We start from the raw sequence: 22748 nt of genomic DNA on the forward strand, positions 1-22748 counted from the left end.
GAAAAGTATTAATATCACGCATAAGAACGCCGGTTTTTTAGATGTGTTTGCTCGCACGAACATCATCCATCAAATCGGCGTTCTTGTTTCTGTCTTTCCCGTGATTCCGTGAAGAACCTTTTTTTTGACTGGAAAAAGTCGTCTCAGTCGGGACACTTGGTGGCGGTCAAGGTAAAGCACATCGGCAATTGCGCAGGCTGGTGTTCGTATCTGTCGTAAAGCTCTTCGCGATTGGAGTGGGGATATTCCTGCAGGTCGCTGATCTGTAACTGCGCGCAGATCGCAGCATTTACTACCTCACCCAACGTGTGCACGTACCAGTAGGACGTTGGCCCGGCAACTTCGCCCTGGCCTTCATAGACAATTGACTCCTGCAGCACAAAGGGCTCGCGCTGGAAGTAAGAGCTGGCTGGCAAGAAGGGGTTTTGCGCCCGAGGATCAAACACCTCCAGGAACGGATGGGTTTCATACATCACCAGCGTGCCGCCAGGTTTCAAGGCGCTGGCGACGTGGCGCATGAACAGCGCCACATCCGGCATCCAACCCAGCACGCCGATAGTCACCAAGGCGATATCGAAGCGTTGGTGCAAATCCTGCGGTAGGTGATGGATATCGCTTTCGATGAACTCGGGGTTGTGCGGCGAAACACTGGCCAGTTCACGGGCCTGCTGCAGAAACGCCCGTGATTGATCCACGCCTACCGCCGAGCGCGCGCCCAGGCCAAACAACGACAAGGTTTCACGACCGTTGTTGCAGCACAGTTGCACCACATCCTTGCCGGCTACGCCGATGTCTTGCAGCAAGCCGGTAAGGGTGGGGTCCAGGCAAGAAAAACCGGCGTCACCCACGCTGTTGAGCAACGCGTTCCAGGTGTCGTTGGTTTTATGCAGGTTGGCAGATTGGTCCCAGGCGTCCTTGTTGCTTGCAATCGCCTGTTGCGCTGAGGGCATGTCCATTGCATCTCCAGATAATCAGTACTGCGGGACTCAGAAAATAAGCCAAGTGCCCATGGATTAAAACCCCGAGCAGCGTGCGAAACTTATCGCAAAGCCCGGGGGTCATTAACGCAATGAGCGCTCAGCCCTTGAACGCCGCCTCCGAAGATCTAGCCATGGCCACACAGTCTGACCTGCGTAACGCCTTGTCTCTGGACAGCCTGAATTTCTTCCTGGCGGACGTCCGCGATGGCCTTGGCCCCTACCTCGCTATCTACCTGCTGGCCGTGCATAAATGGGACCCGGCCAGTATCGGCGTGGTCATGACCCTGGCAGGTATCGCCGCGCTGCTCACCCAGGGCCCGGCGGGTGCGCTGATTGATCGCACCCGCAGCAAGCGCGCGGTGATTGCGCTGGCCGCCATCGTAGTGACCCTCAGTTGCGTGCTGCTGCCTTTCGTCAGTTCTTTCGGCCTGGTAGCGCTGACCCAGGCCGCCAGTGCTGTTGCAGCGTCGGTGTTCGCGCCGGCGATCAGCGCGATTTCCCTGGGCATTACCGGGCCACGCGCCTTCACCCGTCGTACAGGGCGCAACGAAACCTTCAACCACGCCGGCAACGCCGTGGCCGCATTGCTGGCTGGTGGTCTGGCCTACCTGTTTGGTCCTGTGGTGGTGTTTTACCTGATGGCGTTTATGGCAGTCGCCAGTGTTTTGGCCGTGAGCTGCGTGTCGGCAGCAGCGATCGACCACGACGTTGCCCGCGGCTTCGATCCTGAGCATCACACCGATCATGAACAACCTTCCGGCCTCAAGGCATTGCTGGCGAACCGCCCGCTTTTGTTATTCGCCATCTGTTGCGCCCTGTTCCACTTGGCCAATGCCGCCATGCTGCCGCTGGTCAGCCAAAAGCTCTCACAGATAAACCTGCAAATGGCCACGCCGCTGACGTCGGCCTGCATTGTCGCCGCGCAATTGGTGATGGTGCCGATGGCCTGGCTGGTCGGGCTCAAGGCCGACATCTGGGGGCGCAAACCCTTGCTGATGGCCGGTTTCATGATCCTGCCGCTGCGCGGTGTGCTCTACACGCTGTCCAGCGATCCTTACTGGCTGGTGGCGGTGCAAATGCTCGACGGCATCGGCGCAGGGATTTTCGGCGCTTTGTTCCCGGTGATCGTCAAGGACCTGACCCAGGGCACCGGCCGCTTCAACGTCAGCCTGGGCACCCTCACCACCGTGTTCGGCCTGGGAGCGGCGCTGAGCAGCAGCCTGGCCGGTTTCGTGGTGCAACAAGCGGGCTACAACGCGGCGTTCCTGACACTCGCCGGCGTTGCAGCGCTGGCCCTGGCGCTCTTATGGCTGGCGATGCCGGAGACGTTGATGAAACCATCCTTCGCTCGACATACAACTGTCGCCTGACATATGCGACAATACGCGCCAAATTCCAACACACATCCAAAATTTTCTGCTCAGCGACCGGGTTTCGCGCCTTGATGTCGCTGTTGACGCATGCCTGAAGGCTCCTGCCGACACGCTCGCAACCCATTGATAGGTAAAGTAATTGATCTCCACAGCTAACATCACCATGCAGTTCGGCGCCAAGCCGCTCTTCGAGAACGTCTCGGTCAAGTTCGGCGCAGGCAACCGTTATGGCTTGATCGGTGCCAACGGTTGCGGCAAGTCGACCTTCATGAAAATCCTCGGTGGCGACCTCGATCCGTCCGGCGGCCAGGTCATGCTGGAGCCGAACGTGCGCTTGGGTAAACTGCGCCAGGACCAGTTCGCCTACGAAGAATTCACCGTGCTCGACACCGTGATCATGGGCCACGAGGAACTGTGGAAGGTCAAGGCCGAGCGCGATCGTATCTACTCGCTGCCGGAAATGAGCGAAGAAGACGGCATGGCCGTGGCCGAACTGGAAACCGAATTCGCCGAGATGGACGGCTACACTGCCGAATCCCGCGCCGGTGAGCTGCTGCTGGGCCTGGGCATTCCCCTGGAACAGCACTTCGGCCCGATGAGCGAAGTGTCCCCTGGCTGGAAACTGCGCGTATTGCTGGCCCAGGCGCTGTTCTCCGACCCTGAAGTGCTGTTGCTCGACGAACCGACCAACCACTTGGACATCAACACCATCCGCTGGCTGGAAAACATCCTGACCCAGCGTTCCAGCCTGATGATCATCATCTCTCACGACCGTCACTTCCTGAACAGCGTGTGCACCCACATGGCTGACCTGGACTACGGCGAGCTGCGCCTGTTCCCGGGCAACTACGACGAGTACATGACTGTAGCGACCCAGTCCCGCGAGCAACTGCTGTCGGACAACGCCAAGAAGAAGGCGCAGATCTCCGAACTGCAATCCTTCGTCAGCCGCTTCTCGGCCAACGCCTCGAAAGCCAAGCAAGCCACCTCCCGCGCCAAGGCGATCGACAAGATCCAACTGGCCGAGGTCAAGCCTTCGAGCCGTGTGAGCCCGTTCATCCGTTTCGACCAGAACAAAAAACTGCACCGCCAGGCGGTCATTGTCGAGCGCATGGCCAAAGGCTTCGATGGCAAACCGCTGTTCAAGGACTTCAGCTTCCAGGTTGAAGCGGGCGAGCGCGTGGCGATCATCGGTCCGAACGGTATCGGCAAGACCACGCTGCTGCGTACTCTGGTCAACGAGCTGACGCCGGATGCCGGTAGCATCAAGTGGACCGACGCGGCTGAGCTGGGCTACTACGCTCAGGACCACGCCCATGACTTCGAAGACGACATGAGCTTGTTCGACTGGATGGGCCAGTGGACTCAAGGCGAGCAAATGATCCGTGGCACCTTGGGTCGCATGCTGTTCTCCAACGACGAGATCCAGAAGTCGGTGAAGGTGATTTCCGGTGGTGAGCAAGGCCGTATGCTGTTCGGCAAGCTGATCCTGCAAAAGCCGAACGTGCTGATCATGGACGAACCGACCAACCACTTGGACATGGAATCCATCGAGGCACTGAACCTGGCGCTGGAAAACTACCCAGGCACGCTGGTCTTCGTCAGCCACGACCGTGAGTTCGTATCCTCCCTGGCCACCCGCATCATCGAGTTGAGCGCCACCGGCGTGATCGACTTCAGCGGCACCTATGACGACTACCTGCGCAGCCAAGGCGTGGTGTTTTAAGAGCAGCGATTAGTTTTCGGCTGCAAGCAGCAAGTTAGAGCCCCGTCCAGTGTGACGGGGCTTTTTGCATCTTGAGATGAGCACGCTTTTTGTGGCGAGGCAGCTTGCTCCCTCGCCACAGGTTATTCGCTCCGGGAGGGATGTTGTTTAAGTAGTTAGTCTGCTTTCCTTTGCCCCTGGCCCTTGCCATGATGCGCCTACCGCCCGCCAGCGAACGAGTACCCATGTCTGCCGCCACGCCCAACTCCCTGTCGATCACCCTGCAGATCGTCTCCATCGTCTTCTACACCTTCATCGCCTTTATCTGCATTGGCCTGCCGATTGCGGTCATACCTGGCTATGTACACGAGCAACTTGGGTTCAGCGCTGTAGTGGCCGGCATCACGATCGGCTCGCAATATCTCGCCACCCTGCTCAGCCGCCCCATGGCCGGGCGAATGTCGGATAACGTCGGCACCAAGCGTGCAATTGTGTTGGGGCTGGCCGGGATTCTTGTGAGTGGCGTGCTGACGTTTTTCGCGACGCTGGTGGAAAGCCTGCCGTCGCTGAGCCTGGGTATTCTGATCGTCGCACGTCTGTTGTTGGGCGTGGCCCAAGGGTTGATCGGCGTGGGCACCATCAGTTGGTGCATGGGCCAGGTCGGTGCCGAACACACCGCGCGGTCGATTTCGTGGAATGGGATCGCGTCCTACGGTGCCATTGCCATTGGTGCACCGCTGGGTGTCGTGATGGTGGCCGAATACGGCTACACCAGCCTCGGCATTGCGCTGTCAGTGTTGGCGGCACTGGGCCTGGCGCTGATCCGCAACAAACCGTCGGTGCCGGTTGTGCGTGGCGAGCGTCTGCCATTTTGGGCGGTGTTCGGGCGTATCGCGCCGTTTGGCGCCAGCCTGTGCCTGGCATCGATTGGCTATGGCACCCTCACCACCTTTATCACCTTGTACTACCTCAATCGAGGTTGGGTCGGCGCGGCGTACTGCCTCACGGTATTTGGCGCGTGCTTCATCCTGTCACGGCTGGTGTTTATTGCCGCCATCAGCCGTTTTGGTGGCTTTCGGGCAGCGATTGCCTGCATGACCATCGAAACCCTCGGCCTTACACTGCTCTGGCTGGCACCGTCCACCGCGGTGGCGTTGGTTGGGGCCGGGCTGACCGGCTTTGGCTTGTCACTGGTGTACCCGGCGCTGGGGGTGGAAGCCATCAAACAGGTGCCCAACAGCAGCCGTGGCGCGGGGCTGAGTGCGTATGCGGTGTTTTTTGACTTGGCCCTCGCGATCGCCGGGCCGTTGATGGGCGCCGTGGCCTTGAACCTCGGCTACGGCTGGATCTTCTTCTGCGCCGCGCTGTTGTCGGTCACCGCCCTGGGCGTGACCCTGTTGCTCATGCGCCGCGATTACTGATCAGCCGTTTGCATACCGGCGCGGGTGGATTGACCGAGGGTATGGCTGAAAAAACGCCCCGCCTCAGAGATCAAGTCACGGTGAATGCCTTCACGGTCGACCCCGTCAGCATCCGTGCAAATCGCCGGCATCGCCGCCAATTGGTCGCTGTCACACGGCGCCATGAACACGAAGTGCCCTGCCCCGGCCAGCAGCTTGAAGTCGGGCGGCTCTGGCAGCTTGCGCGCCAGGGCGGCAGCGTTCTTGTCCACGGCCACCAACTTGTCGCCATCGCCACTGTAGAGCAGCACCGGCACATGCACGTCGGCAAGGGTGTGGCGGCCGAACATCAGGCTCAACGGCGCCATCAGCATCAAGGCGTGAATGCGCAGGTCGGATTGCGGTTGCAGGTCATCGCGGTCCACCACCAATTCGCCTTTGGTGGTGCAAGCATCGCGATCCTCCGGGCGCTCCTGGCAGTAACGGCGCAGGCGGTCGAAATCCGGCTTGGCACCCGCCAGGATCAACGCGGTTTCACCCCCGGCCGAGTAACCGATAACGCCCACCTGATCGACGTCAACGAATGGCGACAGCATCGGATCGCCCAGGGTGGCAGTGATCGCTTCAGAAATCTGAATCGGCCGGCCATACAGGTTGCTCACCGTGCCCAGTCGACTGTGGTCTTTGTAGTTGTCGCCAGGATGCAGCACCGCCACCACCACAAAACCTTTACGCGCCAGCGACGTGGCCAGGTCGTGCAGGGCCAGAGGTGTGCCGGTGTTGCCGTGGGACAGCATCAACATCGGAAATCGGCCAATGGAAATCTTGGAATCTTCGGAGGCCGCGACGTGATAGGCGCCCAACGGCGTGGTGTGTTCAGCGTCGGTGGACGGGTAGAACGCGATGGCTTTCATCGGCTGCAAGTCCACCGGGTCGAGAAAAGTCATGCGGTGGAAACCCACACTCCAATGGGGGTGAGGCGCAGGGGCGGCGTGCACTGAAACCAGGCTGCCGAGCAGGGAAAGAACCATAACAGCACAAAGACGCATCATGGGGATGGCCACCTTTGCTGTGTGCCCACGTTCAACATCCGCGGCATATCTGGTTGAAAAATCCATGGTTCAGGCGCTCGCACCGGGTGATAAACCCATGCGTGCATAACCTGGGCCAGAGTAATGACAGCGGGTAAACGAAAAAACTCCGTAGTCCGGTCGTTTCGAGGCGATCAGAATACAGAGTTTAGACGTGCCGCTTCAGATTGAAACGGGGAAAGGCGCTGTTTTACATAAGCTTTACGCGGCGGCGAACAATTGTTCGTTGATGCGTACGTTGGCGTCGCTCAAAGATTTGCTACGCGCGTCATCGCCGTAGGCCAAGCCTTCGGCCCGTACGATTTCAATGTCAGTGATACCTAGGAAACCAAACAGGAGTTTCAGATAACCTTCATGGGCAGCGCCAGACGCCTGCCCGGCGTGCAAGCCACCGGACGTGGACACGATGATGACTTTCTTGTTGCCGCACAGGCCTTCCGGGCCGGCTTCGGTGTAGCGGAAAGTCTGGCCGGCGACGGCGATGCGGTCGATCCAGGCTTTCAGTTGAGTCGGGATGGTGAAGTTGTACATCGGCGCACCAATCACCAAGGCATCGGCGGCGAGGAATTCAGCCAGCGACGATGCGCTCAGGTCGGCCTCGTGCTTTTGCGCGGCATCTCGCTGTTCAGCGGCAGTGCCCAGGGCGCCCAGGGTCGCGCCGGAGAAGTGGTTGATAGCTTCGCTGGCCAGGTCGCGGTAAGTCACTTCCACACCCGGCTCCGCCGCTTGCCAGGCCTTGACCACGCCCGCGCTGAGCTGACGGGATGCCGAGTTGTCGCCGAGAATGCTGGAATCTATATGCAAAAGTTTCATGTGAGATCTCCGGTTAGGATCGTCAAGGGCGATCAGATGGTGGTGATCCTACACATGAAACCAATAGCCGATAAGACGGCTTAAATGCGATAGTTCGTCCCACTCACAGGACAATAGGCTGACCATGCAAGACCTCAACGACCTCTACTATTTCGCCAAAGTCGTGGAAGCCGGTGGCTTCGCGGCGGCCGGGCGATTGCTGGGGATTCCCAAGTCGCGGCTGTCGCGGCGCATCGCTGAGCTGGAAGAACGCCTGGGCGCGCGCCTGCTGCAACGCACCACCCGCCAATTGACCCTCACCGCCGTCGGCGAGCGCTACCTGCGCCACTGCCAGGCCATGCTGCTGGAAGCGGAAATGGCCGATGAGGCCGTGGCCAGGATGTCCAGCGAACCCCGTGGTCGGCTGCGGGTCAGTTGCCCGGTGGGCATGGCGCAGCACATTCTGCCGGAGCTGGTCGCGGGCTTTCTCGCTGCCCACCCCCAGGTGCAGTTGGAAATGACCCTGGTCAATCGCCGTGTCGACCTGGTGGCTGAAGGTATCGACGTGGCGTTGCGCGTGCGTGAACTCGGTGATGAAGACCCGCTACTGGTGACCAAACGCCTGCGCCAGGCCCAGACCGTGCTGGTCGCCAGCCCCGAACTCGTGCGCGAGCGTCGAGTCAACAGCCTCGACGACCTCAGGCAACTGCCCATCCTCGGTGCATTGGAGGCAGACCGCATGGTGCATCAACGTATCCTCGACCCACAGGGCACCCCTCACGAACTGGTGATGGAAGCCCGCCTGGGCATCGAAGATTTCATTGTGCGTAAAGCCAGCGCCATCATGGCCGTGGGTTTTACCGTGTTACCGATGATGTATTGCGAAGAAGAGTTGTCCAACGGCCGATTGGTGCAATTGTTGCCTCAATGGTCATTGCCGGGCGGCTGGCTGCAAGCGGTTTACCCGCATCGGCGCGGCGTGCTGCCGGCGATACGGGCCTGGATCGACTACCTGGAAGAAGGCTTCAAAGGCTGTGGAGACCGCTTGCTATGAAGATGACCGAAGAACACGTCGCCAGCTTCTGCCTGAGCCTGCCCGGTGCGCGGGAGGACTATAAATGGGGCGGTGTGCGTGTGTTCTCGATTGCCGGCAACAAGATGTTTGCCCTGCAGAACCTGCGCGGTGAATCGCTGGCGTTCAAGGTCGATAAGGAACTGTTCCTCGGCCATGTGGACCGCCCAGGCATCCACCCGGCGCCGTATCTGGCCCGCGCGCAGTGGATCATCATGAACACGCCCTACCCGCTTGGGGCTGATGAACTGCGTGGCTTGTTGCAGCGTTCACACCAGTTGGTGGTCAGCAAGTTGCCCAAACGCACGCAGGTCGGGCTGTTGCTGGGTGATTGACGCAAAAGCACCCTAGTTATCTAAGTGACTATCGGTTGCTCTGCTTTTGATTTGCTCTGCTCAGCTTTTGATCTTGATCTCAGGCGCCCCGTCAACCACGCTGGCCGAACGCAGGCTTGAATCCGTGGGTAACCCGACAGGACGCCGGGTTAGCCGCGCTGGGCCAAGGATGGCTCATCGCGGCGGCCCACGGATTCAAGCCGGAGTGAGGGCATGTCGAGCCTAGGCGAGACACCGAGTGGTGGGGCGAAGGCCTTTTGCTTACTTTTGGGCCTTTCCAAAAGTGAGTCGCTGTAAGAGCGAAACCCTAAGTGGCCGTTATCTAAATAACGGATATACACTCGATCCTAGTCGCCCGACACATAGCCATCGCAGGCAAGCCAGCTCCCACATTTGAACCGTTTCTCGCCAGATAAAAGTCGCCGCATGCCCCGCCGCCACGGGAGCAAGCTCCCTCGCCACAGGTCTGGCGCAGCACCAAAAGAGCTGTAGATACCCAAGCCTATAGGACTGAAACCAACGTGCCGCCGAGAAACATCTGGTCAAGCCAAAACACCTGATGCAACAACACAATCACCCAAAACAACACCTGATAAGACACCTTGCGCGTCTTGTGCCGGAACACCTGCTGGGCAATCAGCGCCCCCGGCCAACCGCCCGCCAGTTCCACGGCATGCAGGATATTTTCCGGCGTGCGCCAACTGTCGGTGCGCGCCTTGCGCTTGTCGCTCCAATACAGGAAAAACGCGATCACGCTGACCACGCCATAGGCCGCCAGCGGGATCACGGTCTCGCCGCGCTGCCACACCAGTACCGAACCCAACAGCGGCGCCGCGCACAGCAGCACGAAGAGCGCTGCCTTCAAGCGTGGGTGCTGAATCATCATGCCTTGGCCGCGGCCCAGTCGATCCAGCCGAATTGCCAAGTCGCCAGGATCAACAAGCCAAACGCAATGCGGTACCAGGCAAACGCTGCATAGCTGTGGCTGGCGATGAATTTGAGCAAGCCCTTGACCGCAATCATCGCGAAGATGAACGAGGTCACAAAGCCGATGGCGAACACCGGCAAGTCCGCAGGCTGGAACAGGTCACGGTACTTGTAGCCCGAATACACCGCCGCACCCACCATGGTCGGCATCGCCAGGAAGAACGAGAACTCGGTGGCGGTCTTGCGCGACAGGCCGAACAACAGGCCGCCGATAATGGTCGAGCCGGACCGCGAGGTGCCCGGAATCATCGCCAGGCACTGCGCCAGGCCCACCTTGAGCGCGTCTTTCCAGGTGATGTCATCGACGGTTTCGGCATGCACTTCGTGCTCGCGGCGCTCGGCCCACAGCATGATGACGCCGCCCACCACCAGCGCCGTGGCCACGGTGATCGGGTTGAACAGGTAGTGATGAATCAGGTCGGCGAAAATCACCCCCAATACCACGGCCGGGAAGAAGGCGATCAAAAGGTTGACGGTGAACCGCTGGGCCTTGCGCTGGGTCGGCAGGCCGCTGACCACTTCGAAAATCTTGCCACGGAATTCCCACACCACGGCGAGGATGGCGCCCAGCTGAATGATGATGTTGAACGCATTGAAACGGTCGCCGGTAAAGTCGAGCAAGTCGGCGACGATGATCTGGTGGCCAGTGCTGGAAATCGGCAGGAACTCGGTAAGCCCCTCCACAACGCCAAGAATCAATGCCTGTATGGCGGTCCAAAAATCCATGCTTCCCCCAAAGGTCTTGCTCTATGGCAAGCCTCATTGATCTTTTTAATGGTTCACTGACGACAAGATACGATGCTGGACTTTAACCCCCAATCTGCAAAAATCTTGTGAAAAATCAGACAGTACTCAGGTTTTCCGAGTACAGGCCGAAAGCCTATCAGACAAGGCGGAAAAGTCGATGCAACGCCCACAATTATAAAAAGCCCGGAGTGACAGGACGATGAACAGTTTGCGCAATATGTCGATCAGCCGGCGCCTCTGGCTGATCCTGATAGTCGCCGTGCTGATGCTGTTGGCCCTGGGTTTGCTGATGCTCAAGCAGATCCATGACGATCTGTACCAGGCCAAGCGCCTCCAAACCCAACACGTGGTCCAGACCGCCAACGGGATTCTGACGTTTTATCACAGCCTTGAGACGACTGGCGTGATGACCCGCGAAGCCGCCCAGAAACAGGCCATGAGCGTGGTGCGTGGCTTGCGCTACGACCATGACGACTATTTCTGGATCAACGACCTGACGCCGGTGATGATCATGCACCCGGCCAACCCCAAGCTCGATGGCCAGAACCTTTCGGCCATTCGTGACCCTGACGGGTTTGCCGTGTTCAACGAATTCGTGATCCTGGCCAAGGCCAAGGGCGCCGGCATCGTCAACTACCGCTGGCCCAAGCCTGGGGCCGACGCACCAGTGCCGAAAACTTCGTACATCCAACTGTTCCAGCCGTGGGGCTGGATTATCGGTTCCGGTGTGTACGTGGATGATGTGCAGGCCGAGTTCAGCACCCAGGTCTGGAAAGCCTCGTTTATCGGCCTCGGCATTGCGCTGGTGATGGCGTTGCTGGTCTCACTGATCGCCCGCAGCATTGTGCGGCCGCTGCAGGACGCGGTGAACGCCATGGGCAACATTGCCAGCGGCGAAAGCGACCTCACCCGCACCCTCGACACCCACGGCCGGGACGAAGTCACCCAATTGGCCCATCACTTCAACAACTTCACCGCCAAGTTGCGCGAGGTGGTGAGCCAGTTGCAGGTATGCGCCAACGCGCTGGGCCAGTCCTCACAGGAGCTGGGCAACAATGCGACCCAGGCCCATGACCGCAGCCAGCAACAGTCCCAGCAGATGGAACTGGTGGCCACCGCCATCAATGAAGTCACCTACGGCGTGCAGGACGTGGCCAAGAACGCTGAACACGCCGCCAGCGAAATGCGCGATGCACAGGCCCAGGCGCAGCAAGGCCAGGTCAATATCGACGGCAGCCTGCAACAGATCGACCAACTCTCCAACACCATCAGCCAGGCCGTGGAAGTGATTCGTACCCTGTCCGCTGAAAGTACCCAGATCGGCAGCGTGCTCGAGGTCATCCGTTCCATCGCCGACCAGACCAATCTGCTGGCCTTGAACGCGGCGATTGAAGCGGCACGCGCTGGCGAGCAAGGCCGCGGCTTTGCGGTGGTGGCCGATGAAGTACGCCTGCTGGCTCAGCGCACGCAAAAATCCACGGCGGAGATCCAGGGCATGATCGAGCGCCTGCAAGGCCACTCGGAAGCGGCGGTCAACGTGATCAGCGACAGCCACAGCGCGTCGCAACTGACCATCGAGCAAGCCGGCCAAGCCGGCGCCAGCCTGACCGCCATCGGCCAGGCCCTGCACAACCTCAACAGCCTGAATGCCTCGATTGCCAGCGCCACGCTGCAGCAGGCGCATGTGGTGGAAGACATCAACCAGAACGTCACCCAGGCCGCCGGTTTGTCCCACAGCACGGCGTTGGCGGCGGAACAGTCGAGCGTAGCAAGTGTGCACTTGCGCAGCCTGAGCGATCAGCTCGACGGACTCTTGCGCCAGTTCAAAGTCTAGTCCGGTAGTGAGCGGGCAAGCCCGCTCACTACAAGCCAATTCCTACGCCAATCTTCTTTCGTTACAATCCCCGCCCTCTCCCACTCTCCCAAGGAACGACCATGTCCGGGCTTGAACTGTTCGCCGCTGCCCTGGGGGTGATCGCCGTGTGGCTGACGGTCAAGCAAAACCCTTGGTGCTGGCCGATCGGGCTGGTCATGGTGCTGCTTTACACCTGGGTGTTCTACGATGTGAAACTCTATTCCGACATGCTGCTACAGGTGGTTTACGCCGCCCTGCAAGTCTACGGCTGGTGGCAGTGGACCCGCGCCGGCCAGATCAAGCAAGGGCGCCAGGTCACCCGCCTTGGTGGGCTGGCAATCATGGCCAGCCTCACGGTGGGCGCAGTCGGCAGCCTGCTGCTCGGCGCCGCCATGGCCCACTGGACCGACGCCGCCCAACCCTGGCTCGACGCCGCGCTCACCGGTTTCAGCCTCGTGGCGCAAATGTGGATGGCGCAGAAACGTGTGCAGTGCTGGGCGTTGTGGATTGTGGTGGACGTGATCTTCGTCGGGCTGTTCCTCTACAAAGGCCTGTACCTCACCGCCGCGCTGTACGCGCTGTTCACTGTGATCGCCGTGCAAGGCTGGCGTGAATGGCGCGCCGACCCGGCGTTGCACGCATGAAAGTGGTGGTATTGGCGGGTCCCGAATCCAGCGGCAAGAGCTGGCTGGCGGCTGAACTGCAAGCGCACTTCGGCGGGCTGATGGTCGGTGAATATGTGCGCCATTTCATCGACCATCATCGACGTGATACCACCTTGGCCGATATCCCGGCCATTGCCCGCGGCCAACTGGCCTGGGAGGACGCTGCCCGCGCCGAACAGCCTGAGTGGCTGATCCTCGACACGCATTTGCTGACCAACAGACTCTGGAGCCAGACGCTGTTCGGCGACTACCCGGCGTGGCTGGACAGCGAACTGCTGGCGCGGCATTACGACCTGCACCTGCTGCTCTCGCCGGATGATGTGGAATGGACCGCCGACGGCCAACGCTGCCAACCGGAACTGGCGGATCGGCAGGCGTTTTTCGAGGATAGCCTGGCGTGGATGCAGCAGCATCAGCAGGCAGTCGTAGTGATCAGAGGGAATTGGGAGAAGCGCCGAGTCGCGGCCTTCAAGGCCGTAGAAGAATTATTGTATGAGCGGGGCAAGCCCGCTCACTGCAGGCGTGGTTAGTAGCCCAAGGAAAGCCCGGTGTTGCGACGCGGGTCATTCGCGCCATAGAAGCGGTTATTCCCCACCGGTTTGCCACCCAGGGATGGAGCACCCACGAGGATCGCCGCCAAGTGGTTGGCGTCCTGCGGGCCTGCAAACGTGTGGCCCCAGCTTTCAAGGATCTTCTGGGTGTCCGGGCTGACCGCGAAGGTCTCCAGGTTAGTCGTCTCAGGCATCCACTGCTGGTGGAAACGCGGTGCGTCCACGGCTTCCTGGATGTTCATCTTGTAGTCGATCACATTCAGGATCGTCAGCAAGGTCGCTGTGATGATGCGGCTGCCACCTGGCGTACCCACTACCATCACCGTCTTGCCATCCTTGGTCACGATGGTCGGGCTCATCGACGACAGCGGCGCCTTGCCCGGTGCAATGGCGTTGGCTTCACCCTGGACCAGCCCGTACATGTTCGGCACACCGACCTTGACGGTGAAGTCGTCCATTTCATCGTTGAGGATCACCCCGGTCTTGCTCGCCATCACGCCCGCACCGAACCAGTCGTTGAGGGTGTAGGTAACCGACACCGCGTTGCCCCACTTGTCGACGATGGAATAGTGGGTGGTGTTATTGCCTTCATGGGGCGATACACCCGGCTTGATCGCCTGGGAATCACCGGCCTTTTGCGGATCGATCGCGTCACGCAGTTTCGTCGCGTAGTTTTTGTCCAGCAGGTGCTCGATCGGGTTCTTTACGAAATCCGGATCACCGAGGTAGCTGTTACGGTCCACATACGCGTGGCGCATGGCCTCGATCTGGTAATGCAGGCCTTGGGCCGAGTGATAGCCCAGGTCGGCCATCGGGAAGCCTTCGAGGATGTTCATGATCTGGCAGATCACCACGCCACCGGAGCTCGGCGGCGGTGCCGAAACGACATGGTAGCCACGGTAGTCGCACTCGATGGGCGCCAGCTCGCGGGTTTTGTAGTTGTCGAGGTCTGCCTGGGTGATGATGCCTTTGCCAGCCTGGCTGGAATCCACCAGTGCCTTGGCAACCCAACCTTTATAGAAACCGTCACTGCCCTTGGCCGAGATTTCCTTGAGGGTCTTGGCCAGGTCTTTCTGCACGAGTTTCTGACCCACCTGCAGCGGTTGGCCGTTATGCAGGAAGATTGCGCGCATGTCCTTGTCTTTTTCAAACTCACCGGTAGCGGTATGCAGCAGGTCGATATCACCCTGCTCCAGGGCGAAGCCGTTTTCCGCCAGTTTGATCGCCGGGGCGATGACCTGGGCACGCTTGAGGGTGCCGTATTTGCTCAGGGCCAGCTCCATGCCCGAGACAGTGCCAGGTACGCCCACAGCCAGATGGCCCTTGGCGCTGAGGCCTTCGACGACGTTGCCGTCTTTGTCCAGGTACATATTGGCGGTGGCCGCCAGCGGCGCTTTTTCGCGGAAATCGAGGAAGGTCTTGCGCCCGTCAGCCAGTTGCACGGTCATGAAACCGCCACCGCCCAGGTTACCCGCCGCCGGGTATACCACGGCCAGCGCGTAGCCCACGGCGACGGCCGCATCGACCGCGTTGCCGCCAGCCTTGAGCACATCCACGCCCACATGTGTTGCCAAATGCTGGGCCGTGACCACCATGCCATTTTCACCGGCCACCGGGGCCTGGGACGCGGCTTGCACACCACTGACCGTCAACACCAGGGCGGTGACAATCAAGGTACGGCTGAAGGGTTGGTATTTCATCCATGGCTACTCTGGTTATTGAGATGCACCAAAATAGCCCGTTGCGGATTTAATCCCCAGCGCAATGGCGTTTTTATTACAGAACCTGTCGGTCACAGAACCGGCCTGAAAAAGCCCATGTTCTATCGCTCGCTCAGGCCGGTACGTTCGGCGAGAATGCTGCGCAGAACCAGCGCCAAGTCTTTCGCTTGCTGAGCCGTCGCAACATTGGTAAATCCCATCATCAACCCCTGCCCCCACCCCACCTCGAGCGTCCACGATGACAACGCTTGAACTGCCAACCCTGCACGATCAGCCGCCTCAGCCACAACCCGATCCGGTACATCCACCACCAACCGAGCCAAGAGGTTAATCCCGCCCGCCTGCTCATCTACCCGCAAAAACGCCGCGCAATGCACCCGCAACGCCGCCACCCAATACCCCCGACGCTGCGCATACAACTGCCGCATTTTCTTCAGATGCCGGGTGAAATGCCCCTGCTCCAGAAAATCCGCCGCCGTCAGCTGCAACAACTGCGCGCTGCGCTGCTGCAACGCATGGGCACCCCGTTCAAACACCTCGACCAACGACACGGGCACCACCAGATACCCCAACCGCAAGCCCGGGAACAGCATTTTGCTGAAGCTCCCGGCATAGATCACCCGGTCATCCACATCCTGGCTCTTGAGCGCTGCCAGCGGCTGGCCGCGATAGCGAAACTCACTGTCGTAGTCATCCTCTACCACCCAACTGCCTTGCGCCCGCGCCCACTCCAGCAAGGCCTGCCGACGCGCCGGGCTCAACGCCACACCCAACGGGCTCTGATGCGCCGGGGTAACAATCGCCAATCGTGCCTCGCGTTCGCGCGCAATGCCTTGCTCGACATCCAGGCCATCGCGATCCACCGGCACCGGCACCAGCTCCACACCGTGACGCATCAACAATTGCCGCGCATGCAAATACCCAGGGTCTTCAAACCAACAGCGTTGCCCCGCCATCGCCAGCGTGTCGCACACCAACGTCAGGCACCCCGCATACCCGGCACACACAAATACCTGCTGCGGCGAGCACTCCACGCCCCGATACAACGCCAGGTAGCTGGCGATCGCCACACGCAGCGCCTGGGTGCCACGTACGTCACCCATCGCCAGGCTGTCGGCGTCGGTGCGGCGCACTTGCTGGGTGACCAACCGCGCCCACAGCTTGCGCGGGAACGCATCCAAAGCAGGCAAGCCCATCTGCAGCGGACGTGGACCTGAAGTGCCTGGCAACGAGGCCGGCATTGGCTTCACCGACTTCGGCGGCAACGCCTCGGCGATCACCGTTCCCGCTTGCCCGCGCGCCTCAAAGAAGCCCTCGCTGACCAATAGCTGATACGCCGCCTCCACCGTACCGCGCGCCACCTTGAGCTCCTGGGCCAGCGCCCGCACCGACGGCACGCGCTCACCGGGGCGCAATTGGCCCTGGTCGATGGCCTGGCGAAAGCGCCGGTAGATTTCCTGGTATTTGGGTAGTGACGACATCGCAAGTGGCTCGACGCAAAGACAGGCCGAAGTCTGATCATGTCCCAACCCACTTGTCCAATCATGCCCCTGTCGGCCCCCGTTCACCCCCACGACAATGGCGCATCCCTGACCGAACAAAGGAATGCCCATGAAACACCGCCTCGATTACGCCCAGGCCGCCCCTGTCGGCTACAGAGCCCTGGGCACGGTGCACAGCTACATCCATGGCTGCGGCCTGGAGAAAGAACTGATCGACTTAGTGTACCTGCGGGTCTCGCAACTCAATGGCTGCGCCTATTGCTTGGACAGCCACTCCCGCGACTTGCTCAAACAGGGCGTGAGCCTGGAAAAAATCATGCTGCTGGCTGCCTGGCGCGAGGGGCTCCCGCTCTTTACCCCGCGTGAACGTGCCGCGCTGGCCTGGGCCGAAGTGGTCACCCCCGTGGCGCAAACCCAAGTACCGGATGCAGATTACACAGAGGTCGCGGCGGCGTTCAGTGAGAAGGAAATCGCCGACCTGACCCTGGCCATTTCGTTGATGAACGCGCTTAACCGCGTTGCGATCAGCTTCCGCAAAGTGCCGGCAGCGATCAAGGCGCACGTTGAGAACCAAGGCCATGAATGAACACGTCGAATGCGTACAGATGGAAACCCAGGCCGATTTCATCGCCTGCTTCGTAGTGATGCAACAGCTGCGCCCGCACCTCACCGACGCAACGGCCTTTGCCGCGCAAATCCAGCGCCAACGGCAAAACGGCTATCGCCTGCTGGCCGCACGCGAAAACGGCCAGGTGATTGGCCTGGCCGGCTACCGGTTGACCGAAAACACCCTGTATGGCCGCTTTATATACGTGGATGACCTAGTGATAGACGCCTCATTGCAGCGTCGCCGGCTGGGTGAACGCCTGCTGGATCGCGTGCGTGAGGAAACCCGCGCGCGTGGCTATCGCTGGCTGGTGCTGGACACCGGCATGCACATGGCCATGGCCCAGCGCTTCTATTTCCGCCAGGGCCTGCTGCCCCTGGGCATGCACTTTTCCCAGGATTTGAGCCAATGACTCACGCCCTGCTCCTCAGTTTCAGCCCCCACGGCAAAGCCGCGCAGACCTTCAAACTGGCCCGCGCACTGTTACGCGACCTGATGCCGGGCGCGCAGGTGACCGAACGCGATTATGGCAGCCAGGCACTGCCGCCCTTGACCCGTGAATACGCTAACGCGCTGACCACTCCGGGCGGACTCAGCGCCAGCGCGACGGGGCTGTCGGAACAGTTGATCGTGGAACTCGAAGCCTGCGGCCTGCTGATCCTCTGCGCGCCGGTGCATAACTTCACCGTGCCGGCGGCGCTCAAGGCCTGGATCGACCAAGTGGTGCGCATCCAACGCAGCTTTACGCTGAATGAGCAGTTTGAAAAAGTCGGCTTACTGAAGGACCGACGCACCTTTGTGCTGGTCAGTTCGGGTAACGCCCGCAAGGGCCATGAGCCGGACTTTTTCACGCCGTACATGACCGCGATCCTGTCTACCGTGGGCATTCAGTCAGTCGATTTCGTGTATTTACCGGCCATGGTGCGCGGCGCAGAAGCGGTCAACCGCGCGCTGGAGCAGGCTCATCAGCGACTGTCGGTGGCAATCAGCTCTGGCCTATAAAAATAATGGCGCTAGAATCAGCGCCATTCTTGCGCCTGACTCCCTGATACGAGCCCCCCATGAGCTTTGATTTCGACACGATCCACCCCCGCATCGGCACCGGCAGCACCAAGTGGAGCCGCTACCCGCAGGACGTTTTGCCGATGTGGATCGCCGACATGGACATCGCCGCGCCCCCCGCCGTGCTGCAGGCGCTGCATGCACGCCTCGACCAGCAGGTCCTCGGCTACAGCGTCGCCGGCCCGGATGTGCGCGAGGCGATCGTCGCCGACCTGTGGGCCAAATACGCTTGGCGCGTACAACCGGATGAGCTGCTGTTCCTGCCCGGCGTCGAACCGGGTTTCAACATGGCGCTGCACGCGTTTGTCCAGCCGGGCCAGCCAGTGGTGCTGCAAACCCCGAACTATCGGCCGATCCGCCTGGCCCCAGGACACTGGAACCTGCCGCGCATCGAAGTCCCCTTCGAGCTGATCGACGGTGAATACTTCACGCCACTGCCAGCCTTGCACGATGCGCTGGCCGGCGCGGGTGCACTGCTGCTGAGCAACCCGCACAACCCCATTGGCAAAGTCTTCCCGCGCGAAGAACTGCTCGCCGTGGCCAACGCCTGCCTGGCAAACGGCGCGCTGATCATCTCCGATGAAATCCACGCCGAGCTGTGCTTTGACGGCCGCCGCCATATCCCCACCGCCAGCCTCAGCGATGAGATCGCCCAGCGCACCATCACCCTGATGTCGGCCAGCAAGGCCTATAACGTGGCGGGTTTGAAGACCTGCTTTGCGGTGGTCCAGAACGCCGAAATCCGCGAGCGCTTCAACGCGGCCCGTTGCGGCATGGTCGACAGCGTCAGCCCCCTCGGTCTGGAAGCCACTCGTGCGGCCTACAGCCAATGCGGCGACTGGCTCGACGCGCTGGTGCAGTACCTGCAAGCCAACCGTGACTACCTGCTCAAGGCCGTGCAAACCCGCCTGCCCGGTGTGGTGATGCATGCACCGCAAGGCACCTACTTGGCCTGGCTGGATTGCAGCGCGCTTGGCCTGGATGACCCGCAACAGTTCTTCCTGGAACAGGCCAAGGTGGGCTTGAGCGCTGGGATCGAGTTCGGTGACGACAGCCAGCAATTCGTGCGCCTGAACTTCGGCTGCCCACGGTCGATGCTGGAAGAGGGTTTGCAACGTATGGAACGGGTACTGCGCCAACGCCAGGCCTGACTCACCCTAAGCTGAGCCGTAATGGGCTCAGCTTTTGCTCTGCTCTGCTTTTGATCTTGATCTCAGGCGCCCCGCCAGCCGGCGACGACACGGGATCGTCACAGCTTGGCGATGGACACTTCGGTGGACTTCACAAAGGCAATCACTTCACTGCCCACTTTCAACTCCAGATCACGTACCGAACGGGTAGTGATCACCGAAGTGACAATACCGGACGCCGTTTGCACGTCGATTTCCGACACCACGTCCCCCAGCAGAATGTCCTTGATCACGCCCTTGAACTGGTTGCGCACGTTGATCGCTTTAATGGTCATGTCGACTTTCCTTTTTGGCTGTTGGGTCAATCCGCACGTATGCGCAGGCCCTCAAAATGCGCCAATACCGACCACATCAAAAAGAATATATAACTATTTATTTATATCATTAAGGAATATGTGAATTGTTGCCCTGCCAACAGCGCTTCAAGAATTTGTCAACCTGCGAAGCATCTGCCGAGCGCCAACGAATCGGCGTGATCCGGTGCTGCGCAGCTGAAGCCGCTGTGCTTGAGCGAGCTGCAACGCGCCCATGTGATTGAATTGAAACGGCTCCCACACTTAACTCAGTGTGACCCAATAGCGCGTCCGCGCCTGCACCTCGACCCCCAGCGTTGAGGCCAACAGGTTGAGGATTCGGTCCGTGTCGTCCAAGCGAAAACTGCCTGTCACCCGCATACGCTCCAGGCGTGAATCCCAGCGCAACACCCCTGGGCGATAGCGCTCCAACTCCCGCAGAAAATCCCCCAACGGTTGGTTCTGCGCCGTCAACACACCCGCGCGCCAGCCCAACTGCGACACATCAAACGGCGCCCAGGCGGCCAGCCCGCTGGCGTTCAGGGGGGCTTGCTGGCCCGCCTGCAAGGTCGTCACTTGCCCGTTCAGGTCGCGCACGTGAACCAAGCCCTTGAGCACCGACACCCGACAGCCAGCGGCCAGTTGCCGCACACACACTTCGGCCTGGCTGACCCTCAATTCGCCGTATCGGGTGTGCACGGTCATCGCCGTCGCGCCAGGCACATTCAGCGCCAACTCACCGTCCACCAAGGTGATGCGGTGCTGCGCGAGGTCCATGTTCACTGCCGTCGCGGTATTGAGTTGCAAGCTGCCGCCGTCGGCCAATGGCAGGCGTTTGCGCTCACCAGTGGCGGTATGCAGGTCGGCGCGCCATGCCTCGATGGGCAATTGGCGGCTGACCAACCAGGCAGTCGGCACCAATGCCGCGATCCCCAAGGCACGCTTGAGCACAGCGCGTCGCCCCGGTTGTGGGCGGTCGAGGCTGGCCATCGCCAGGGCCTGGGGCAAGTCGCTGAAACGCTGGCGTAGGGTTTGGGCTTTCTGCCAGGTCTGTTCGTGTTGGGGATGGCTGTCACGCCAGCGCTGCAACGCGGCGTGGTCACGCTCGGTGGCCGCGCCGGATTCGAGCAGAGCCAACCAATGGGCGGCGGCGCGGGCGACGTCGCGGCTCACAGGTCCACCAGCAGGCAGTGCTCGTAGGCTTGGGCCATATAACGTTTCACCGTGCGCTCGGACACGTCGAGGCGCTCGGCAATTTCCCGGTAGCCCAGGCCTTCCAGTTGGCTCCAGAGGAAGGCGCGGCGGACCAGCACCGGCAAGCCGTCGAGCAATTCATCCAAGGCTTGCAGCGTCTCCAACACCAACCAACGCTGCTCGGGGGAAGGCACGCATTCTTCCGGCAGGTTCGCCAAGGCAGTCAGATAAGCCTGTTCAAGGCTGCGCCGCTGATGAAAATTCACCAGCAGGCGCTTGCCGACGGTCACCAGGTACGCCCGCGGCTCCTGCATCTGCGCAATCGGCTGGGCGCTGGCGAGCACCCGCAAAAACGTATCCTGGCTCAGGTCCGCGGCATCCCAGGCATTGCCCAGGCGCCGGCGCAGCCAGCTTTCGAGCCAACTGCGGTGGTCACGGTACAGGCTCGACAAGGTCAGTTCGGGGGCGTGGGTCGGTACAACAGCATCATTCATGGCTAGCGACCTGCGCGGCGCGAGTGAGTCTCAAATGAGATTCATTCTATTTAATATCGCACTGACACACCATGCCCTTTTCAACAATGCGTTTAAAGCATGGCGGCCTTCTGCCGCAGCAAGTCGATAAACCACCCCAATTCCCGGCTCACCCCCTCGCCTTTGCGCAATAACATGCCAAACGGCGCAAGCCGTACCTCCAGGGCTACCGGCAACGCCACCACCAAACCCATCTTCAGGTAATCACGCAGCGCGCTTTCTGACAGCACCATCACCGCGTCGGTCAGTTGGATCAACTGCTGCATGGAGTACACCGAGCTGCATTCGATGATGTCCGCTGGGCTCGGCAGCGCCAGGTCCTGCAGCGCCTGGTCGAAGCCGATACGCGCCGGGCTGGTTTGCGGTTGCAGGATCCACGGCCAGTCGTGCACCAATTCCTCCAAGGGCACGTGTTCGCGCTGAGCCAGGGGATGGCCCGCATGCACCACCACCAGCAAGCGTTCGTTGCCCAGGGGTTCGAAACTGTAATGCTCGCTGTCAGTGGCGGCGTTGCGCCGCGTGATCGCCAGGTCGATGCGACCCTGCTCAAGCAGTTGGATCACCTGGTCGCTGGTGTCACCCATGATGCGGATACGCAGTTGCGGGTTTAGCGTTTTGATCTGCGCGATGGAGTCCATCACCAAGTCCGGTGCGGCGCCCATGATGGTGCCGATCGACAGGTAGCCATAGCCGCCCTGCTGGCGAGCCATCAAGTCTTCGGCGCAACGGTCCAGCCCGCTCAAGGCTGATTCGGCAAAGCGGATCAACTCCTGGCCCAGCGCCGTCGGACGCATGCCCCTGGGCAAACGCTCGAAAAGGTCGCAGGCAAACATATCCTCGATCTCACGCAGCATGCGCGTGGCGGCCGGCTGCGACATGTTCAGCGCCTGGGACGCACGGTGCAGGTTCTGGCTGGAACTCAGCGCTACGAGCATATGCAAGTGCTTGTAGCGCAGGCGGTTAAATAGGCTGCGGGAGATCGGCGGACTACTCATCAACTTCCTTTATATCGATACCCTGAGGTTATCAGTTGTAAGCGAGATTCGATTTGTAGCGCATTGATCGCCCGCCGTACAGTCCGTCCCATAAGAAC

At 60.6% G+C, this 22748-nt stretch carries 23 protein-coding genes; 12 read left to right on the top strand and 11 right to left on the bottom strand.

All coding sequences use genetic code 11. From position 1 onward, the window contains the following. Positions 1-143 precede the first annotated feature (143 nt). Positions 144-956, bottom strand: a complete 813-nt coding sequence (locus AACY52_RS25785) for a class I SAM-dependent methyltransferase (protein WP_339457251.1) — start codon at positions 954-956, stop codon at positions 144-146. Between the two features lie 155 nt (positions 957-1111). Here AACY52_RS25785 and AACY52_RS25790 point away from each other — a divergent pair, with 155 nt between their 5' ends. From AACY52_RS25790 to AACY52_RS25800, 3 genes are all read left to right on the top strand, one after another. Next, complete coding sequence (locus AACY52_RS25790) at positions 1112-2350, top strand: MFS transporter (protein WP_339419082.1); 1239 nt, start codon at positions 1112-1114, stop codon at positions 2348-2350. Positions 2351-2492: 142 nt separating this feature from the next. Further along, positions 2493-4079: an ABC-F family ATPase gene (locus AACY52_RS25795; protein WP_339418942.1), complete on the top strand. Its 1587-nt coding sequence runs from the start codon at positions 2493-2495 to the stop codon at positions 4077-4079. Between the two features lie 224 nt (positions 4080-4303). Continuing rightward, positions 4304-5479 (top strand): MFS transporter, encoded by a 1176-nt coding sequence (locus AACY52_RS25800; RefSeq protein WP_339418940.1) that lies wholly within the window; start codon positions 4304-4306, stop codon positions 5477-5479. Here the strand turns inward: AACY52_RS25800 and AACY52_RS25805 are convergent. Together AACY52_RS25805 and AACY52_RS25810 are read right to left on the bottom strand one after the other, a co-directional pair. Further along, positions 5473-6510: a dienelactone hydrolase gene (locus tag AACY52_RS25805; protein WP_339560962.1), complete on the bottom strand. Its 1038-nt coding sequence runs from the start codon at positions 6508-6510 to the stop codon at positions 5473-5475. The two genes, AACY52_RS25800 and AACY52_RS25805, sit on opposite strands and share 7 nt — an antisense overlap. A 240-nt stretch (positions 6511-6750) precedes the next feature. Continuing rightward, positions 6751-7362, bottom strand: a complete 612-nt coding sequence (locus AACY52_RS25810) for an FMN-dependent NADH-azoreductase (protein WP_339457247.1) — start codon at positions 7360-7362, stop codon at positions 6751-6753. Between the two features lie 124 nt (positions 7363-7486). Here AACY52_RS25810 and AACY52_RS25815 point away from each other — a divergent pair, with 124 nt between their 5' ends. Continuing rightward, positions 7487-8395 (top strand): LysR substrate-binding domain-containing protein, encoded by a 909-nt coding sequence (locus AACY52_RS25815; RefSeq protein ID WP_339494533.1) that lies wholly within the window; start codon positions 7487-7489, stop codon positions 8393-8395. After that, positions 8392-8748, top strand: coding sequence for an MmcQ/YjbR family DNA-binding protein (locus AACY52_RS25820; protein WP_339418935.1), 357 nt, complete (start codon positions 8392-8394; stop codon positions 8746-8748). Before AACY52_RS25815 ends, AACY52_RS25820 begins: the two co-directional genes overlap by 4 nt. Positions 8749-9250: 502 nt before the next feature. Here the strand turns inward: AACY52_RS25820 and AACY52_RS25825 are convergent. Further along, a complete protein-coding gene (locus AACY52_RS25825) occupies positions 9251-9634 on the bottom strand; it encodes a DUF1294 domain-containing protein (RefSeq protein ID WP_065909282.1) in 384 nt (127 codons plus the stop codon). Further along, positions 9631-10461 carry an undecaprenyl-diphosphate phosphatase gene (locus AACY52_RS25830; protein ID WP_049708511.1) on the bottom strand — a complete coding sequence of 277 codons (831 nt, stop codon included), beginning with the start codon at positions 10459-10461 and terminating at the stop codon, positions 9631-9633. The genes AACY52_RS25825 and AACY52_RS25830 overlap by 4 nt, the downstream gene beginning before the upstream one ends. Positions 10462-10681: 220 nt before the next feature. Between AACY52_RS25830 and AACY52_RS25835 the strand changes: the two genes are divergently transcribed. The 3 genes from AACY52_RS25835 to AACY52_RS25845 all read left to right on the top strand — a co-directional run bounded on the left by AACY52_RS25835 (position 10682) and on the right by AACY52_RS25845 (position 13532). After that, positions 10682-12316, top strand: a complete 1635-nt coding sequence (locus tag AACY52_RS25835; RefSeq protein ID WP_339418933.1) for a methyl-accepting chemotaxis protein — start codon at positions 10682-10684, stop codon at positions 12314-12316. A 101-nt stretch (positions 12317-12417) separates the two neighbouring features. Then, positions 12418-12981: a nicotinamide riboside transporter PnuC gene (gene pnuC, locus AACY52_RS25840; protein WP_339418932.1), complete on the top strand. Its 564-nt coding sequence runs from the start codon at positions 12418-12420 to the stop codon at positions 12979-12981. After that, positions 12978-13532 carry an AAA family ATPase gene (locus tag AACY52_RS25845; protein ID WP_339531312.1) on the top strand — a complete coding sequence of 185 codons (555 nt, stop codon included), beginning with the start codon at positions 12978-12980 and terminating at the stop codon, positions 13530-13532. The genes pnuC and AACY52_RS25845 overlap by 4 nt, the downstream gene beginning before the upstream one ends. Here AACY52_RS25845 and ggt read toward each other — a convergent pair. Both ggt and AACY52_RS25855 read right to left on the bottom strand, forming a co-directional pair. Continuing rightward, on the bottom strand, positions 13529-15253 hold the full coding sequence (ggt, locus tag AACY52_RS25850; protein WP_339428227.1) for a gamma-glutamyltransferase: 1725 nt from the start codon (positions 15251-15253) through the stop codon (positions 13529-13531). The two genes, AACY52_RS25845 and ggt, sit on opposite strands and share 4 nt — an antisense overlap. Positions 15254-15375: 122 nt before the next feature. Continuing rightward, a complete protein-coding gene (locus AACY52_RS25855) occupies positions 15376-16755 on the bottom strand; it encodes a PLP-dependent aminotransferase family protein (RefSeq protein WP_339560963.1) in 1380 nt (459 codons plus the stop codon). Between the two features lie 130 nt (positions 16756-16885). Here AACY52_RS25855 and AACY52_RS25860 point away from each other — a divergent pair, with 130 nt between their 5' ends. Genes AACY52_RS25860 through AACY52_RS25875 form a run of 4 tightly spaced genes read left to right on the top strand, consistent with a single transcriptional unit; the run spans position 16886 to position 19596 of the window. Further along, a complete protein-coding gene (locus tag AACY52_RS25860) occupies positions 16886-17362 on the top strand; it encodes a carboxymuconolactone decarboxylase family protein (protein WP_339418928.1) in 477 nt (158 codons plus the stop codon). Next, positions 17355-17795, top strand: coding sequence for a GNAT family N-acetyltransferase (locus AACY52_RS25865; protein WP_339418927.1), 441 nt, complete (start codon positions 17355-17357; stop codon positions 17793-17795). Before AACY52_RS25860 ends, AACY52_RS25865 begins: the two co-directional genes overlap by 8 nt. Next, positions 17792-18385 carry an NAD(P)H-dependent oxidoreductase gene (locus AACY52_RS25870; RefSeq protein ID WP_339418926.1) on the top strand — a complete coding sequence of 198 codons (594 nt, stop codon included), beginning with the start codon at positions 17792-17794 and terminating at the stop codon, positions 18383-18385. The genes AACY52_RS25865 and AACY52_RS25870 overlap by 4 nt, the downstream gene beginning before the upstream one ends. Positions 18386-18444: 59 nt before the next feature. Beyond that, on the top strand, positions 18445-19596 hold the full coding sequence (locus tag AACY52_RS25875) for a PatB family C-S lyase (RefSeq protein WP_339437091.1): 1152 nt from the start codon (positions 18445-18447) through the stop codon (positions 19594-19596). A gap of 98 nt (positions 19597-19694) precedes the next feature. Here the strand turns inward: AACY52_RS25875 and AACY52_RS25880 are convergent, their stop codons facing one another. The 4 genes from AACY52_RS25880 to AACY52_RS25895 all read right to left on the bottom strand — a co-directional run bounded on the left by AACY52_RS25880 (position 19695) and on the right by AACY52_RS25895 (position 22650). Further along, positions 19695-19910 (bottom strand): TOBE domain-containing protein, encoded by a 216-nt coding sequence (locus tag AACY52_RS25880; RefSeq protein ID WP_339418922.1) that lies wholly within the window; start codon positions 19908-19910, stop codon positions 19695-19697. A gap of 282 nt (positions 19911-20192) precedes the next feature. Further along, entirely contained in the window at positions 20193-21101 is a 909-nt protein-coding gene (locus tag AACY52_RS25885) for a FecR domain-containing protein (RefSeq protein ID WP_339437092.1), read from the bottom strand. Then, on the bottom strand, positions 21098-21616 hold the full coding sequence (locus AACY52_RS25890; protein WP_339418918.1) for a sigma-70 family RNA polymerase sigma factor: 519 nt from the start codon (positions 21614-21616) through the stop codon (positions 21098-21100). The genes AACY52_RS25885 and AACY52_RS25890 overlap by 4 nt, the downstream gene beginning before the upstream one ends. A 92-nt stretch (positions 21617-21708) precedes the next feature. Further along, a complete protein-coding gene (locus AACY52_RS25895; protein WP_339418917.1) occupies positions 21709-22650 on the bottom strand; it encodes a LysR family transcriptional regulator in 942 nt (313 codons plus the stop codon). Between the last annotated feature and the right edge of the window lie 98 nt (positions 22651-22748).

This window comes from Pseudomonas sp. EA_65y_Pfl1_P113 (assembly GCF_963970525.1).
Taxonomy (GTDB): Bacteria; Pseudomonadota; Gammaproteobacteria; order Pseudomonadales; family Pseudomonadaceae; genus Aquipseudomonas; species Aquipseudomonas tritici.

Coding starts and splice junctions, on each gene's coding strand:
- AACY52_RS25785 (WP_339457251.1), bottom strand. CDS start 956: ATGGACATGCCCTCAGCGCAACAGGCGATTGCAAGCAACAAGGACGCC.
- AACY52_RS25790 (WP_339419082.1), top strand. CDS start 1,112: ATGGCCACACAGTCTGACCTGCGTAACGCCTTGTCTCTGGACAGCCTG.
- AACY52_RS25800 (WP_339418940.1), top strand. CDS start 4,304: ATGTCTGCCGCCACGCCCAACTCCCTGTCGATCACCCTGCAGATCGTC.
- AACY52_RS25805 (WP_339560962.1), bottom strand. CDS start 6,510: ATGATGCGTCTTTGTGCTGTTATGGTTCTTTCCCTGCTCGGCAGCCTG.
- AACY52_RS25810 (WP_339457247.1), bottom strand. CDS start 7,362: ATGAAACTTTTGCATATAGATTCCAGCATTCTCGGCGACAACTCGGCA.
- AACY52_RS25815 (WP_339494533.1), top strand. CDS start 7,487: ATGCAAGACCTCAACGACCTCTACTATTTCGCCAAAGTCGTGGAAGCC.
- AACY52_RS25820 (WP_339418935.1), top strand. CDS start 8,392: ATGAAGATGACCGAAGAACACGTCGCCAGCTTCTGCCTGAGCCTGCCC.
- AACY52_RS25825 (WP_065909282.1), bottom strand. CDS start 9,634: ATGATGATTCAGCACCCACGCTTGAAGGCAGCGCTCTTCGTGCTGCTG.
- AACY52_RS25830 (WP_049708511.1), bottom strand. CDS start 10,461: ATGGATTTTTGGACCGCCATACAGGCATTGATTCTTGGCGTTGTGGAG.
- AACY52_RS25835 (WP_339418933.1), top strand. CDS start 10,682: ATGAACAGTTTGCGCAATATGTCGATCAGCCGGCGCCTCTGGCTGATC.
- pnuC (WP_339418932.1), top strand. CDS start 12,418: ATGTCCGGGCTTGAACTGTTCGCCGCTGCCCTGGGGGTGATCGCCGTG.
- AACY52_RS25845 (WP_339531312.1), top strand. CDS start 12,978: ATGAAAGTGGTGGTATTGGCGGGTCCCGAATCCAGCGGCAAGAGCTGG.
- ggt (WP_339428227.1), bottom strand. CDS start 15,253: ATGAAATACCAACCCTTCAGCCGTACCTTGATTGTCACCGCCCTGGTG.
- AACY52_RS25855 (WP_339560963.1), bottom strand. CDS start 16,755: ATGTCGTCACTACCCAAATACCAGGAAATCTACCGGCGCTTTCGCCAG.
- AACY52_RS25860 (WP_339418928.1), top strand. CDS start 16,886: ATGAAACACCGCCTCGATTACGCCCAGGCCGCCCCTGTCGGCTACAGA.
- AACY52_RS25865 (WP_339418927.1), top strand. CDS start 17,355: ATGAATGAACACGTCGAATGCGTACAGATGGAAACCCAGGCCGATTTC.
- AACY52_RS25870 (WP_339418926.1), top strand. CDS start 17,792: ATGACTCACGCCCTGCTCCTCAGTTTCAGCCCCCACGGCAAAGCCGCG.
- AACY52_RS25875 (WP_339437091.1), top strand. CDS start 18,445: ATGAGCTTTGATTTCGACACGATCCACCCCCGCATCGGCACCGGCAGC.
- AACY52_RS25880 (WP_339418922.1), bottom strand. CDS start 19,910: ATGACCATTAAAGCGATCAACGTGCGCAACCAGTTCAAGGGCGTGATC.
- AACY52_RS25890 (WP_339418918.1), bottom strand. CDS start 21,616: ATGAATGATGCTGTTGTACCGACCCACGCCCCCGAACTGACCTTGTCG.
- AACY52_RS25895 (WP_339418917.1), bottom strand. CDS start 22,650: ATGAGTAGTCCGCCGATCTCCCGCAGCCTATTTAACCGCCTGCGCTAC.